The sequence below is a fragment of the Rhizobium mayense genome (assembly GCF_030272705.1).
Lineage (GTDB): Bacteria > Pseudomonadota > Alphaproteobacteria > Rhizobiales > Rhizobiaceae > Rhizobium > Rhizobium mayense.
The window spans coordinates 311,643-326,689 of sequence record NZ_JARFYM010000003.1; the positions used below are offsets into that span (position 1 = coordinate 311,643).

11 protein-coding genes are annotated in these 15,047 nt (G+C 60.2%); 10 read left to right on the top strand and 1 reads right to left on the bottom strand.

Annotated features, from left to right (window positions below):
- Positions 1 to 25 precede the first annotated feature (25 nt).
- From PY649_RS07075 to PY649_RS07120, 10 genes are all read left to right on the top strand, one after another.
- Positions 26 to 1,102 (top strand): BMP family ABC transporter substrate-binding protein, encoded by a 1,077-nt coding sequence (locus PY649_RS07075; protein WP_285867507.1) that lies wholly within the window; start codon positions 26 to 28, stop codon positions 1,100 to 1,102.
- Between the two features lie 143 nt (positions 1,103 to 1,245).
- Complete coding sequence (gene ytfQ / locus PY649_RS07080; protein ID WP_285867508.1) at positions 1,246 to 2,208, top strand: galactofuranose ABC transporter, galactofuranose-binding protein YtfQ; 963 nt, start codon at positions 1,246 to 1,248, stop codon at positions 2,206 to 2,208.
- A gap of 201 nt (positions 2,209 to 2,409) precedes the next feature.
- Positions 2,410 to 3,933 (top strand): galactofuranose ABC transporter, ATP-binding protein YtfR, encoded by a 1,524-nt coding sequence (gene ytfR / locus PY649_RS07085; RefSeq protein ID WP_285867509.1) that lies wholly within the window; start codon positions 2,410 to 2,412, stop codon positions 3,931 to 3,933.
- Entirely contained in the window at positions 3,930 to 4,958 is a 1,029-nt protein-coding gene (locus tag PY649_RS07090) for an ABC transporter permease (protein WP_285867510.1), read from the top strand. The genes ytfR and PY649_RS07090 overlap by 4 nt, the downstream gene beginning before the upstream one ends.
- Positions 4,955 to 5,923 carry a galactofuranose ABC transporter, permease protein YjfF gene (yjfF, locus tag PY649_RS07095; protein ID WP_285867511.1) on the top strand — a complete coding sequence of 323 codons (969 nt, stop codon included), beginning with the start codon at positions 4,955 to 4,957 and terminating at the stop codon, positions 5,921 to 5,923. Before PY649_RS07090 ends, yjfF begins: the two co-directional genes overlap by 4 nt.
- A gap of 16 nt (positions 5,924 to 5,939) precedes the next feature.
- Positions 5,940 to 6,686 (top strand): FadR/GntR family transcriptional regulator, encoded by a 747-nt coding sequence (locus PY649_RS07100; RefSeq protein WP_285867512.1) that lies wholly within the window; start codon positions 5,940 to 5,942, stop codon positions 6,684 to 6,686.
- Between the two features lie 102 nt (positions 6,687 to 6,788).
- On the top strand, positions 6,789 to 8,150 hold the full coding sequence (gene glmU, locus PY649_RS07105) for a bifunctional UDP-N-acetylglucosamine diphosphorylase/glucosamine-1-phosphate N-acetyltransferase GlmU (RefSeq protein WP_285867513.1): 1,362 nt from the start codon (positions 6,789 to 6,791) through the stop codon (positions 8,148 to 8,150).
- Positions 8,151 to 8,368: 218 nt separating this feature from the next.
- Positions 8,369 to 10,195 carry a glutamine--fructose-6-phosphate transaminase (isomerizing) gene (glmS, locus tag PY649_RS07110; RefSeq protein WP_285867514.1) on the top strand — a complete coding sequence of 609 codons (1,827 nt, stop codon included), beginning with the start codon at positions 8,369 to 8,371 and terminating at the stop codon, positions 10,193 to 10,195.
- A 178-nt stretch (positions 10,196 to 10,373) separates the two neighbouring features.
- Entirely contained in the window at positions 10,374 to 11,075 is a 702-nt protein-coding gene (locus PY649_RS07115; RefSeq protein ID WP_285867515.1) for a DUF502 domain-containing protein, read from the top strand.
- 248 nt (positions 11,076 to 11,323) lie between these two features.
- Entirely contained in the window at positions 11,324 to 12,802 is a 1,479-nt protein-coding gene (locus tag PY649_RS07120) for an esterase-like activity of phytase family protein (RefSeq protein WP_285867555.1), read from the top strand.
- A gap of 42 nt (positions 12,803 to 12,844) precedes the next feature.
- On the opposite strand, the gene recG is transcribed toward PY649_RS07120, so the two are convergent.
- Positions 12,845 to 14,950 carry an ATP-dependent DNA helicase RecG gene (recG, locus tag PY649_RS07125; RefSeq protein ID WP_285867516.1) on the bottom strand — a complete coding sequence of 702 codons (2,106 nt, stop codon included), beginning with the start codon at positions 14,948 to 14,950 and terminating at the stop codon, positions 12,845 to 12,847.
- Positions 14,951 to 15,047: the final 97 nt, after the last annotated feature.

The window sequence follows — 15,047 nt, forward strand, 5'->3', positions numbered from 1 at the left end:
ATATGTCAAACCAGCAGGGGTAACCATGAGAAAACTAGCACTCGCACTCGCCACCACGGCTGCTGCCATTATCGGCTTTGCCGCCGCGGCAGAAGCGGCGCCGACCAAGATCTGCTTTGTCTATGTCGGCTCGCACACGGACGGCGGTTATTCGCAGGCGCACGATCTCGGCCGCCAGCAGATCCAGAAGGAGTTCGGCGACAAGATCGATACGCCGTATCTCGAAAACGTTCCGGAAGGTCCCGACGCCGAGCGCGCCATCGAGCGTCTCGCGCGCTCCGGCTGCGCGCTGATCTTCTCCACTTCGTTCGGCTTCATGGATGCGACCGCCAAGGTCGCCGCAAAGTTCCCGAACGTGAAGTTCGAGCACGCAACCGGTTTCAAGAGCGGCCCGAACATGGCGACCTACAATTCGCGCTTCTACGAAGGCCGCTACATCCTGGGTCAGATCGCCGCCAAGATGTCGAAGAATCACGGCGCGGCATACATCGCCTCCTTCCCGATTCCGGAAGTGGTGATGGGCATCAACGCCTTCGCGCAGGGCGCGCGCTCGGTCGATCCGAACTTCAAGCTCAAGGTCATCTGGGTGAACACCTGGTTTGACCCGGGCAAGGAAGCTGACGCCGCCAAGGCCATGATCGACCAGGGTGTCGATATTCTGACCCAGCACACCGACACCACCGCGCCGATGCAGGTGGCAGAGGAACGCGGCATCCATGCCTTCGGCCAGGCTTCCGATATGATCGCTGCTGGCCCGCATGCGCAGTTGACCGCCGTCGTCGACACCTGGGGTAACTACTACTCCAAACGCGTCCATGCGCTGCTTGATGGCACCTGGAAGGCCGAGCAGAACTGGGACGGTCTGAAGGACGGCATCCTGAAGATGTCGCCCTACACCAACATGCCCGACGACGTGAAAAAGATGGCGGAAGAGACCGAAGCCAAGATCAAGTCCGGCGAGCTCGCACCGTTCACGGGCCCGATCAACAAGCAGGATGGTACGCCCTGGCTGAAGGCCGGTGAAAAGGCCGATGACGCCACTTTGCTCGGCATGAACTTCTATATCGAAGGCGTCGACGACAAGTTGCCCGCAGCCAAATAAGCGGACTGACATCGCGAAGGTTGAGAAAGGGCGCCCGAGGCGCCCTTTTTTGTTGCACCGCATCACAGAATGTCGATTTACAAAAGTATTACTATATGATTTTTTCCCATTGGCCGTAGGAGACGGCCAATTGGGAGGACATCATGAAATTGAAGACTGCACTGGTGAGTGCCACGATTCTTGCTGCTTGCATGTTTACGTCTGCGTCGGCAAAGGACTTGGTCGTCGGCTTTTCGCAAATCGGCTCGGAATCCGGCTGGCGCGCGGCGGAAACGACGGTTACCAAGCAGCAAGCTGAGAAGCGCGGCATCGATCTCAAATTCGCCGATGCCCAACAGAAGCAGGAAAATCAGATCAAGGCGATTCGCTCCTTCATCGCACAGGGTGTTGACGCGATTCTGCTGGCTCCCGTCGTCGAAACGGGATGGGATTCTGTTCTGAAGGAAGCAAAGGAAGCCAAGATCCCGGTCATCCTGCTTGATCGCACGATCAACGCGCCGAAGGATCTCTATCTGACTGCCGTCACCTCCGACCAGATTCACGAAGGCAAGGTTGCTGGCGACTGGCTTGTGAAGACCGTTGGCGACAAGAAGTGCAACATCGTCGAGCTTCAGGGCACCACTGGCTCCTCGCCGGCGATCGCGCGCAAGAAGGGCTTCGAAGAAGCGATCAAGGGCCATGACAATTTGAAGATCATCCGCAGCCAGACGGGCGATTTCACCCGCGCCAAGGGCAAGGAAGTCATGGAAAGCTTCCTGAAGGCCGAAAATGGCGGCAAGGACATCTGCGCGCTCTACGCGCATAACGACGACATGGCCGTCGGCGCTATCCAGGCGATCAAGGAAGCGGGTCTGAAGCCGGGCAAGGATATCCTGACCGTATCCATCGATTCGGTTCCGGACCTCTTCAAGGCTATGGCAGCCGGCGAAGCAAACGCAACGGTCGAGCTGACGCCGAACATGGCTGGCCCGGCCTTTGACGCCCTCGACGCCTATCTGAAGACCAAGAAGGAGCCGCCGAAGTGGATCCAGACCGAGTCCAAGCTGTATACGCAGGCTGACGACCCGCAGAAGGTCTACGAGGAGAAGAAGGGCCAGGGCTACTGATGTAAAAAGGGCGAACCACGTCGGCCGGCAAATGGCCGATGTGGATTCCTAAGCGTGGAACTGCCGAAGCGGACAGGGTGCTCTAGATATAAAAAGTTTAGAGCGGCCTTTGTGAGTTCACATGAACGCACGACGCTTTAAGCGAGCGGCAGGTTCCGCGCGCTTTTACATGCCAGCTCAATCCAAGGAAATTCATGCTCCATGGCTCACGATGTCGAGCGCCTGCTGACCGCTACCGGTTTCTGCAAATATTTTCCCGGTTCCACCGCCCTTGATCATGTCGATTTCACATTGCTGCGGGGGGAGGTCCATGCGCTTCTCGGCGAAAATGGCGCCGGAAAATCGACGCTGATCAAGTGCATGACTGGCGCCTATCGCCGCGATGCTGGCAGCCTCGTTCTCGATGGTGCCGAGATCGACCCGCACGATACGCTGGCGGCGCAGAAACTCGGCATCGGAACGGTCTATCAGGAGGTGAACCTCCTTGCGAACTTGAGTGTGGCCGAAAATCTGTTTCTCGGCCGTCAGCCGCGGCGCTTCGGCATGGTCAGCAGCCGCGTGATGAACAGCATGGCGAAAGACCTGTTGTCGCAATACGGCATAGATATCGATGTCAGCCGGCAGCTCGATCGCTTCTCCGTTGCCATTCAGCAGGTGATTGCGATCGCGCGCGCTGTCGATCTCTCCGGAAAGGTCCTAATCCTCGACGAGCCGACGGCCAGCCTAGACACGCAGGAAGTCGCCATGCTTTTCGGTATTATCCGGGATCTGAAGCAGCGCGGACTGGGAATTGTTTTCATTACGCATTTTCTCGAACAAGTCTATCAGATCTGCGATCGCATAACCGTCCTTCGTAACGGACGCCTTGTCGGTACGCGCGATGCGGAGGGCCTTTCGCGCCTGACCCTGATCGCGATGATGCTTGGCCGCGAACTTGCGCAGGCCGAAGCAACCGCGAAAGAGGCCGTCAGCGAAAGCGGGCCGGTAAAATACCGGTTCAGCGGTTTCGGCAAGCGCGGCAAGATCAAACCCTTCGATCTGGAGGTTCGCGTCGGTGAAGTGGTCGGCGTTGCCGGTCTGCTAGGCTCCGGGCGCACGGAAACGGCGGAGGTGCTTTTCGGCATCGAGCGTGCCGACAGCGGCGAGGCAAAGATCGAAGAAAGAGCGGTCACCCTCTCGGGGCCGCGTGCCGCCATCAAGAACGGCTTCGGCTTTTGCCCGGAGGACCGAAAGACGGACGGCATCATCGGCGATCTGTCCATCCGCGAAAACATCGTCATGGCGCTCCAGGCCCGCCGCGGCTGGGCGCGCCCGCTGCCGCGCGGCGAGCAGAACGCAATCGCCGACCGCTATATCAGGGCGTTGGATATTCGCACCACCGATCGCGAAAAGCCGATCAAGCTGCTCTCCGGCGGCAATCAGCAGAAGGCGATCCTGGCGCGCTGGCTGGCGACCAATCCAAATTTCCTGATCCTGGACGAACCGACGCGCGGCATCGATGTCGGTGCGCACGCCGAGATCATCCGCCTGATCGAAGATCTGTGCCGGCAGGGAATGTCCCTTGTCGTGATTTCCTCGGAATTGGAAGAATTAGTGGCCTATAGTTCCCGCGTCATCGTGCTGCGCGACCGCGAGCATATTGCAGAGCTCGCCGGCAACGAGATCACCGCCGACCATATCGTCGATGCCATAGCAACGGCTCAGAGCAAGCGGGAGGACGCATGAGTTCCCAGATCAAGGCCGCCTTGCTTCGATTGGCTCCGCAGCTCATTGCGCTGGCGGCCATTCTTCTTTTGAATTTCATTATGTTCCCGCAGTTCTTTCATCTGGAGCTGCAGAATGGCAGATTGTACGGCAGCATCATCGATGTCCTCAATCGTGGTGCGCCCGTGGCGCTGCTGTCCATCGGCATGACGCTGGTCATCGCCACCAAGGGCATCGATCTCTCCGTCGGTGCGGTGATCGCGATTTGCGGTGCGGTCGCGGCATCCGCCATCGTCGCCGGAAATTCGCTCGCCTACACGCTGATATTGACCCTCGCAGTCGGGCTCGCATGCGGGCTCTGGAATGGATTCCTGGTCGCGGTCCTCGATATCCAGCCGATCATCGCCACGCTGGTGCTGATGGTCGCGGGCCGCGGTATCGCCCAGTTGATCACCGAAGGCGTGATCCTCACCTTCAACAATGATGGGCTCATCTTCTTGGGAAGCGGGTCCTTCGCCACTCTGCCGATGCCTGTAGTCATCTGGCTGCTAGTGGCCGCGGCGGTTATTCTGCTGGTGAGGCGCACGGCGCTCGGCATGCTGGTCGAGGCGATCGGCATCAACCGGCGCGCCAGCACGCTGTCGGGCATTCAGACGCCGGTGTTGCTGATCGCCGTCTATGCACTGAGCGGCCTGTGTGCTTCGATCGCCGGTATCATCGTCTCCGCCGATATCAAGGGCGCTGACGCGAACAATGCTGGCCTCTGGCTCGAACTTGACGCGATCCTGGCCGTTGTCGTGGGTGGCAATTCCCTTCTTGGCGGCCGCTTCAGCATTGTCGGCTCGCTGATCGGCGCGATGATCATTCAGTCGGTCAATACGGGCATTCTGCTGTCCGGCTTCCCGCCGGAGTTCAATCTGGTGATCAAGGCTGTCATCGTCATCATCATCCTGGTCATCCAGTCTCCGGCCCTCCAATCCATCACGGCGTTTTTCTGGCGCCGCCGGAGTGCAGCGCAGATGATCCATGAGGAGCAGGCAAAGTGAATTCGAAATATCTTCCTCTGCTTGTGACGATCGTCATCTTCCTGCTGGCCTATACGGGCTGCGTGCTGCAGTTTCCGACAATGCTGTCGACGCGCGTCCTCGGCAATCTGCTGACGGATAACGCCTTTCTCGGCATAGCCGCGGTCGGCATGACTTTCGTTATCCTCTCTGGCGGCATCGATCTGTCGATTGGTTCGGTCATCGCGTTTACCGGCGTCTTCCTGGCGATCGTTCTGCGGGATACATCGATCCATCCGCTTGTCGCCTTCGCGCTTGTCTTGGTCATCACGACAATCTTCGGCGCAGGCATGGGCGCCATCATCCACTATCTCAGCATGCCGCCCTTCATCGTCACGCTGGCGGGCATGTTCCTTGCGCGCGGTATCGCTTTCGTCCTGTCGATCGACAGCATCCCGATCGAACATGATTTCTATTCACAACTGAGCGATCTCTATCTGCTGCTGCCGGGCGGCGGCCGTCTGACGTTGGTCGGCGGTATCATGCTCATCGTCTTTGCCGGCGGCATCGTGCTCGCGCATCGCACCCGCTTTGGAGCCAACGTCTATGCGCTGGGCGGCGGGGTGCAGACGGCTCAGTTGATGGGCGTTCCGGTCGGCCGCACGACGATCCACATCTACGCGCTGTCCGGCTTTCTTGCCGGTCTATCCGGAATCGTTTTTTCGCTCTATACGTCGGCGGGATATTCGCTGGCTACGGTTGGCGTCGAGCTCGACGCCATTGCCGCCGTGGTTATAGGCGGGACATTGCTGACGGGGGGAGCAGGGTTCGTAGGAGGAACTCTCATCGGAATTCTCATACAGGGCTTGATCCAGACTTATATCACCTTTGACGGAACGCTCTCCAGCTGGTGGACTAAGATCTTGATTGGGCTGCTGCTCTTTGCGTTTATTCTGATGCAGAAGGGTCTTCTGCTGCTTTCCCGCTTCAATCGACGTTACGCCTAAGGGAAGGACAGAGTGATTGCGCAGTAGATTGCTTGAAACCAGGAAAACCGAAGGAAAATCACGAACGAGCCATGCTCAGGTCGTGGATGATCTTGGAAAAGCAATCGTGTCGGGCGCCTTTCCCATCGGCAGCATCCTTCCTGGCGACAGCGAACTTCTACAGCGGTTCAAGGTGTCGCGAACGGTTTTGCGCGAGAGCATGAAGACCCTGGCCGCAAAAGGCTTGGTCGTTCCGCGCGCCCGGGTCGGAACCCGCGTTACCGAAAAGATCCATTGGAACATGTTCGACACTGCAGTGCTGACTTGGCACTTCGAAAGTGGCGTCGATGAGGAGTTCCTCCTCCACCTCTATGACATTCGTCTGGCCTTCGAGCCCTTTGCCGCCAGTCTCGTGGCGGAGCGCGCCAGCGCTGAGGAAGTCGAGTTGCTGCGGCAGCTCGCGATGGCCATGGCCGCGCCGGAACACACTTCCGACAGTCTCGCCATCGCCGATCTTCATTTTCACCTGGCGATCACGGAAGCCTCGCACAATCCCTTCATGCGTTCGCTCGGCGGCCTGATCGAGGCGGCTCTCGTGGGGATGTTCCGTATGAGCGCGCCTCCCGCCAGCAATGGCTTCAGCAATATTGCCGATACGCACATGGCTATCGTGGACGCCATTGCGGCCGGCGATGGGCTGGCTGCGCACAAGGCGATGGAATTCGTCATATTCGACGGCCGCCAGCATGTCCAGGAAGCTTTCGCGGCGCTTGCAGACGCTTAGTGCCTACGTCTAATTTCGCCGTAGTTCACCGCTCTACTAGTTGCTATGAGAACACGACGCCTATTCATGGGCCTTGTCGGACCATATCTTTCGGAGCTTGAAATGGAACGCACCTGCCTCGCCATCATCCTCGCCGCCGGTGACAGCACTCGTATGAAGTCGTCGATCTCCAAGGTCCTGCACCCGATCGCCGGTCGTCCGATGATCGGGCATGTGATGGAAGCGATTGCCAAGACCGACATTTCCACTGCCGCACTCGTCGTCGGCCGCGATGCCGAGGAGGTGACGGCCGCAGCCGCCATCGGTGGCGTCAAGGTGGAAGCTTATCTGCAGAAGGAGCGCCTCGGCACCGGCCATGCGGTGCTTGCGGCACGCGAGGCGATCGCCAAGGGCTACGACGATATTCTGGTCGCTTACGGCGATGTGCCGCTGCTGACCGATGCGCCGCTTCGCTCCGCGCGCGAGGGGCTCGCGGCGGGCAATGACATCGTCGTCATCGGTTTTCACACCGAAAATCCGAACGCTTACGGCCGGCTGCTCGTCAAGGACGGCGAGCTGATCGCCATCCGCGAGGCGAAGGATGCAACCGATGCCGAACTTGCGGTGACTTGGTGCAATAGCGGCCTGATGGCGATCAACGGCCGCAAGGCGCTCGACCTGCTCGACCGCATCGGCAACGACAATGCCAAGCGCGAATATTATCTGACCGATCTCGTCGAGATCGCTCGCTCGCTGGGCGGCCGCGCGGTCGCCGTCGACGCGCCCGAAGTGGAGATGACCGGCTGCAACAACCGCGCCGAACTCGCCGCTATCGAACGCCTGTGGCAGGAGCGGCGCCGTCATGAGCTGATGCTTTCGGGCGTCACCATGATCGCGCCGGAAACGGTGTTTCTTGCCTATGACACGGTGATCGGCCAGGACGCGCTGATCGAGCCGAACGTCGTCTTCGGTCCCGGCGCCGTCATCGATGGCGGCGCGGTTATTCATGCCTTCTCGCATATCGAAGGCGCGCACGTCAGCGCCGGCGCCACCGTAGGTCCTTTCGCGCGGCTGCGTCCGGGCGCGGACCTTGCCGGCGGTTCGAAGGTCGGCAATTTCTGCGAGGTGAAGAACGGCAAGATCGGCGAGGGCGCGAAGGTCAACCATCTGACCTATATCGGCGACGCGACGGTCGGGGCTGGCAGTAATATCGGCGCCGGCACGATTACCTGCAACTATGATGGGGTCAACAAGCACGAGACCCACATCGGTGCAAACAGCTTCATTGGCTCGAATTCCTCGCTGGTTGCGCCTGTGCGCATCGGCGACAACGCCTATGTCGCCTCGGGCAGCGTCATCACCGAGGATGTCCCCGCGGAGGCACTTGCCTTCGGACGCGCCCGCCAGGAGGTAAAACCTGGCCGTGCCAAGGTCATTCGCGAGCGGGCTCTTGCCATAAAGGCGGCGAAGAAGGGCGGCCACTAAGCCGAAAGTCCAGCGTATGGCCCCTTAAATCGGAATCGATTTAAGGAAAGGAATATGCGCTACTCTAAAGTGGTACTGCGTCCTTTGCGCGTCCTTTGGACGCGCGGCGCAGTAGGGTCGCGTAACGGTCGGAAACCGAAAGTGACCGTCGCGGCAATTGAGAAAACTGATAGAATCATTAGGACTTGCTCCAATTTTTGGGCCAGACGGAGAAGTGCATGTGCGGCATTGTGGGGATTGTCGGAACGAAGCCTGTGGCGGGACGATTGGTGGATGCCTTGCGGCGTCTCGAATATCGCGGCTATGATTCGGCTGGCGTTGCGACCATCCACAACGGCGTCATGGACCGCCGCCGCGCCGAAGGAAAGCTCTTCAATCTCGAAAAGCGACTAGATGTCGAACCGCTGCCGGGCGTCACTGGCATTGCTCACACCCGTTGGGCGACCCATGGTGTGCCTAATGAGACCAACGCCCATCCGCATTTCGTCGAAGGCGTCGCCGTCGTCCACAACGGTATCATCGAGAATTTCTCTGAATTGCGCGAGGAATTGAAGGCCGAAGGCAAGGTGTTCGCAACGCAGACGGACACGGAAGTCGTCGCGCATCTCCTCGCGGAATATATCCGCCAGGGCCTCGATCCACGTGCAGCCATGCTGAAGATGCTGAACAGGGTCACCGGTGCCTATGCACTGGTCGTCATGTTTCAGAACGATCCCGATACCCTGATGGCAGCCCGCTCAGGGCCACCGCTCGCTATCGGTTTCGGCGAGGGCGAGATGTTCCTCGGCTCCGACGCCATCGCGCTGGCGCCCTTCACCAATGAGATCACCTATCTCGTCGATGGTGACTGTGCGATCATCACGCGCGGCAGTGCCACTGTCGTCGATTTCGACGGCCAGGAGGTTAGCCGCCCTCGGCAGATATCACAGGCGACTGCCTACGTCGTCGACAAGGGCAATCATCGCCATTTCATGGAAAAGGAAATCTATGAGCAGCCGGAGGTAATCTCCCATGCGCTCAGCCAATATGTCGATTTCGGCAGTCATCGGGTGCGCCCGAATGCCTCGTCGATCGATTTCAACGCCGTGTCCGGCCTGGCGATTTCAGCCTGCGGCACGGCCTATCTTGCCGGCTTGATCGGCAAATATTGGTTCGAGCGTTATGCTCGCCTGCCGGTCGAGATCGACGTGGCTTCCGAATTCCGCTATCGCGAAATGCCGCTATCGCCCTCGCAGGCCGCACTGTTCATCTCGCAATCCGGCGAGACGGCCGACACGCTTGCGTCGCTCCGCTACTGCAGGGATCACGGCCTGAAGATCGGCGCCGTCGTCAATGTCAAGGAATCGACCATCGCGCGCGAATCCGACGCGGTGTTTCCGATCATGGCCGGCCCCGAAATCGGCGTGGCCTCCACCAAGGCCTTCACCTGCCAGCTCGCCGTCCTGGCGTCGTTGGCGATCGGCGCTGGCAAGGCGCGCGGCACGGTCAGCGCCGAGGACGAACAGGCGATGGTGGGGCATCTGGTCGAAATGCCGCGCATCATGGCTAGGGTGCTGAACATCATCCAGCCGCAGATGGAAAGCCTTTCCCGTGAGATCTCCAAATTCAGCGACGTGCTTTATCTGGGCCGCGGCACCAGTTTCCCGCTCGCCATGGAAGGCGCGCTGAAGCTCAAGGAGATCTCCTATATCCACGCCGAAGGCTATGCCGCCGGCGAGCTGAAACATGGTCCGATCGCGCTGATCGACGAGAACATGCCAGTTATCGTCATTGCGCCCTACGACCGCTTTTTCGATAAGACCGTCTCGAATATGCAGGAGGTGGCGGCGCGTGGCGGCCGTATCATCTTCATCACCGATGAGGCGGGGGCCGCCGCGTCAACCTTGCCGACTATGGCGACGATCACGCTGCCTGTCGTCGATGAAATCATCGCGCCGATGATCTTCTCGCTGCCGATCCAACTGCTCGCCTATCACACCGCCGTCTTCATGGGCACGGACGTCGATCAGCCGCGCAATCTCGCCAAATCGGTGACCGTGGAATAGGCCGCATTCCCAACCGTTTATCCTTGGATAACGTCGTCGTGAACCCGGCTCTGATCCGCGCCGTCGGCATGACTGCCGGGTTGTGCGATGCGCCGATTTCTGGCACCTTTCACATGGGAGTTGGTGGGGAGAATTTGCCGGTTAGCGGTAGCGACGGAACGGAGTTTTCGAACGGCGAATGACTGAGATGCCCATCAAAATGTCTGTGGCAACGCGGATTAGAAACAATTTCCTGGCGGGCCTGATTATTTGCGCGCCGATCGCTATTACGCTCTGGCTCACCTGGTCGGTGGTCCACTGGGCGGACAGCTGGGTCAGGCCTTATATTCCGGCGCGCTACGATCCCGAGAGCTATCTGAATTTCGCCGTTCCGGGCACCGGTCTGGTGATCGCGATGATTTTCATCACGGTCGTCGGTTTCCTCGCCAAAAACCTGATCGGCCAGAGCATCGTCCGCTTCGGCGAGTCGATCGTGCATCGCGTGCCGCTGGTACGGACCATCTACAAGAGCGTGAAGCAGATTTTCGAGACCGTGCTGAAGGAGCAGGGCACGTCTTTCAAGAAGGTCGGGCTGATCGAATATCCGAGCCCCGGCCTCTGGTCGATGGTGTTCATCTCGACCGACGCCAAGGGCGAAATCGCCTCGAAGTTCAATGCCATGGGGCATGACATGGTGGCCGTCTTCCTGCCGCCGACGCCGGTGCCGACGGCCGGATTCCTGGTTTTCGTTCCGCGCGAAAAAATCACGATCCTGGACATGAGTCCGGAAGACGGCGCCAAGCTGCTGATCTCCGGCGGCCTGGTGTCGCCCGAATATCGGGAAAAACTGATCGGTAAGGAGCTGCCGCCGGTACCTATCCCCGTAAAAACGTTGACCTGAGCCGCACTTTTTCTTCGCGCGTCCCCATGCTTCCGTCCACGCGTATCGGGCGAGTTGTCATGTGTCTATCATGTTGCCGTCTTAGACCGTTTGCGGGAAGGGCAGTCGGGCGCATCTACTGAATATCTGCAATCGACAGACGCCAATAATGGTTGTTCAAAGCCGGCCAATGGTCGGCCTTGAGGTGAGCGCCGTTCCAAAAAAGAGCTTTTCATCAGGAGGATATTGCCGTGAAAGACTTGCGTTCAATGACTTTGCCGCTGTTGTCGGCGGCGCTCGCCACGTTCGTTTTCGCTGCGCCGGTTGCAGCCCTCGCAGACAATTCCGTCACCGTCGGCGGCGTCACGCTGGTCAACAAGGGCCGTGTTGCCATTGGCCGCATCCCCGCCAATCAGCGCGACAAGTTCGGTGAGACCTTCGGCTCCGGCTCGGGCATGTCGATCGACACTAAAAGCTGGGCGCGCAATGCAGATGGTTCCTACAAGGGTTCGCTGTGGCTGCTGCCGGATCGCGGCTATAACGCTGTCGGCACCACCGACTATCGTCCGCGTCTCAACACCATCGATATCGAGCTGACGCCGGTTGCTCCGGGCGCAACGCCGCCGGCTGGCAAGGAACAGTCTGGTGTCGTCGCAATGCTTGCCGACACCATGCTGCTGACTGACAACAAGGGCGCTGACACGACCGGCCTCGACCCCGCTAACGGCACCCGTCAGCCGGAAGGCGACATGCCGCTGCTGCCGGAAGCGCCGAACGGCAAGATCGCGCTCGACGACGAAGCCATCGTCCGTCTGTCCGATGGCACGATGTTCATCAGTGACGAATACGGCCCCTATATCTACCGCTTCTCGGCTGATGGACACATGATGTCGGCCACGCAGCCGCCCGCCGCCTTGCTGCCGATGCGCCACGGTGCGGTGAACTTCGCTTCGAACAATCCGGGTCCCGGCGAAACGGCTCCCGATCCGAAGGATCCGACCAGCGGCCGCCAGAACAACCAGGGTCTCGAAGGCATGTCGATGACCCCGGACGGCAAGTTCCTGATCGCCGTGCTGCAATCGGCGGCTCGCCAGGATGGCGGCGATTCCGGGTCGACCCGACAGAACACCCGCGCGATGGTTTATGACGCCGCCGATCTGGCGCACCTGAAGCTTGTGCATGAATATGTCGTGCCGTTGCCGGTCTTCAAGGACGACAAGGGGAAGACAGTCGTTGCCGCCCAGAGCGAAATCGTGGCGCTGTCCCCGACGAACTTCCTGATGCTCGCTCGCGACAGCGGCAATGGTTACGGCCAGAAGGGCGAAAAGTCGCTCTACCGCAGCATCGACATCGTCGATGTCTCGGCCGCCACCGACATTCACGGCACCGCGTTCGACGCCGATAAACCGGTTGCTCCGAAGGGTGTCGTCGATTCCTCGGTAAAGCCCGCGGCGGTGAGCCAGTTCATCGACATCAACGACAGCGCTGATCTGGCTCGCTTCGGTCTCCACAATGGTGCGCCGAACGATCGCAACAACCTCTCCGAAAAGTGGGAGGCCATGTCGCTCGCCAGCGTCCAGGATCCGAAGCTGCCGGATGATTATTTCCTGTTCGTCGCCAATGACAACGACTTCCTGACCCAGGACGGTTTCCAGGTCGGTGCGGCCTATAAGGGCGATGGCGGAGCCGATGTCGATACCATGTTCCAGGTATTCCAGGTCACGATCCCCGGCCTTTCGGCCAAGTAACGGCCTCTGACACGGATGGACGCGATCGCCGCGTCCATCCAACTATCCCGCTCTCAAGAAGCGGATCGCCTCGTCGCGGCGGAAGAGATAGAGCAGGGTCCGCACCGCCATGCCGCGTTCACCCGTCAGCTCCGGATCGCGTTCGATCAGGTAGGCGGCGTCCTTGCGGGCGATTTCCAGCAGATCGGCATGGGCTTCCAGGCTTGCGATGCGGAAGCCAGGCGTTCCGGATTGGCGCGTACCAAGCAACTCGCCTTCACCGCGCAGCTTCAGATCTTCCTCGGCGATACGGAAACCATCCTCGGTGTCGCGCATAATGGAGAGCCGCGCATGCCCGGTTTCGCCGAGTGGCCCTTTATAGAGCAGAATGCAGGTGGACGCCTCGTCGCCGCGTCCGACACGCCCACGCAACTGGTGCAGCTGCGCGAGCCCGAAACGCTCGGCATGCTCGATGACCATGATTGTCGCGTCCGGCACATCGACACCGACCTCGACCACCGTCGTGGCGACCAGCAGACGGGTTTCGCCGTTCTTGAAGGCCATCATTACGGCGTCCTTCTCCGGTCCGCTCATGCGGCCGTGAATGAGCCCGATCCCGGGACCGAGAGCCTTGGTCAAGGTCGCATGCCGCTCCTCGACCGACATTAAATCGGATTCTTCGGATTCTTCCACAAGAGGACAAATCCAATAGGCTTTTTTACCTTCTCCTAACGCGCTCTTCAGTCGGGCTACGATGTCACCGGTTCGCTCAGTCGGGATGGTGATTGTCTGGATCGGTTTGCGACCGGCTGGCTTCTCCGTGAGCTTGGAAACGTCCATGTCGCCGAAGGCGGCGAGTACCAGCGTGCGCGGGATCGGGGTTGCCGTCATGACCAGCATATGCGGCGAGATGCCCTTTGCGGTCAGCCGCAGCCTCTGGTGCACGCCGAAGCGATGCTGCTCATCGACGACCGCCAGCATGAGATTGGCGTAGTTCACGCTGTCCTGAAACAGCGCATGCGTGCCGATGACGATCTGCGCCTCGCCCGAGGCGATGCGGTCGAGGATGGCGTCGCGCTCGCGGCCCTTGGTGCGCCCGGTCAGGACCTCGACTGAAAGATTGGCGCTCGCGGCGAATTTCGAGATGGTCGCATGATGTTGCCGCGCCAGGATTTCCGTCGGCGCCATCAGCACCGCTTGGCCGCCGCTTTCGATGACGGCGGCAATCGCCATCAGGGCCACCAGCGTCTTGCCGGCGCCAACATCGCCTTGCAGCAGCCGCAGCATGCGCTCCGTACCGGCCATATCCTTCAGGATATCGGCGATGGCTTCCCTCTGGCTGTTTGTCATCGAGAAGGGAAGGGATTCCAATATGTTCCGGCTGATTGCTCCCGTGGGATGCACGGGCTGGCCGGCGACCTTGCGCAGGCGCTGACGCACCAGCGACAGCGACAGTTGCCCGGCCAGGAATTCGTCATAGGCAAGCCTGCGGCGGGCCGGCGTCTGCGGGTCGATATCGGCAGCATCGCGCGGCGCATGCAGCATGTGAAAGCTGTCGGAAATCGAGGGAAATCCCTGCTTCTGCGTCAGCGCCGCATCGTCCCATTCCGGCAGTTCCGGCATGCGCGTCATCGCCGCTTCTATGGTCTTGCGCAGGAATTTTGGCGAGAGCCCGGCGGTCAAGGGATAGACCGGCTCGACCAGCGGCAGGTTTTCCGCCTCGCTTTCGCGCATGATATAGTCCGGATGCACCATCGATGGACGGCCATTGAACCAGTCTACCTTGCCGCTGACGGTTACCACCTCGTCGATCGGCAGTTGCTTTTCCAGCCATTGCGCCTTGCCGCGAAAGAACACCAGGCCGAGTTCGCCGGTTTCGTCATGCAGGAAGACGCGATAGGGCACATTGCTGCGCGGATTCGGCGGTGGCTGGTGGCGGTCGACGCGGCCGGTGATGGTAACGATCGCGCCTTGCGGTGCCCGAGCGATGCCCGGCTGCTCGCGCCGGTCGATGATGGAATGCGGTGCATGAAAGAGCAGATCGATGACGCGGCAATCGTCGATGCTCTCCCGATCGAGCAGCTTGACCAACAGCTCGGCAATCTTCGGCCCGACTCCGGGCAGCGAAGAGATGGAGGCAAACAGCGGATCGAGGATGGCGGGACGCATGGCCGGCAAAATGCGACGGGGAGGGTAGGCTTGGCAAGGCCCGACGGTCGCGGAGGCTTTCACAAGGTGCACACTCCCCGGAAAATTGCACGCCAGG

Excerpts from the sequence above, each read along its gene's own strand:
- PY649_RS07075 (WP_285867507.1), top strand. The coding sequence starts at position 26 with ATGAGAAAACTAGCACTCGCACTCGCCACCACGGCTGCTGCCATTATC.
- ytfQ (WP_285867508.1), top strand. The coding sequence starts at position 1,246 with ATGAAATTGAAGACTGCACTGGTGAGTGCCACGATTCTTGCTGCTTGC.
- ytfR (WP_285867509.1), top strand. The coding sequence starts at position 2,410 with ATGGCTCACGATGTCGAGCGCCTGCTGACCGCTACCGGTTTCTGCAAA.
- PY649_RS07090 (WP_285867510.1), top strand. The coding sequence starts at position 3,930 with ATGAGTTCCCAGATCAAGGCCGCCTTGCTTCGATTGGCTCCGCAGCTC.
- glmU (WP_285867513.1), top strand. The coding sequence starts at position 6,789 with ATGGAACGCACCTGCCTCGCCATCATCCTCGCCGCCGGTGACAGCACT.
- glmS (WP_285867514.1), top strand. The coding sequence starts at position 8,369 with ATGTGCGGCATTGTGGGGATTGTCGGAACGAAGCCTGTGGCGGGACGA.
- PY649_RS07115 (WP_285867515.1), top strand. The coding sequence starts at position 10,374 with ATGACTGAGATGCCCATCAAAATGTCTGTGGCAACGCGGATTAGAAAC.
- PY649_RS07120 (WP_285867555.1), top strand. The coding sequence starts at position 11,324 with ATGACTTTGCCGCTGTTGTCGGCGGCGCTCGCCACGTTCGTTTTCGCT.
- recG (WP_285867516.1), bottom strand. The coding sequence starts at position 14,950 with ATGCGTCCCGCCATCCTCGATCCGCTGTTTGCCTCCATCTCTTCGCTG.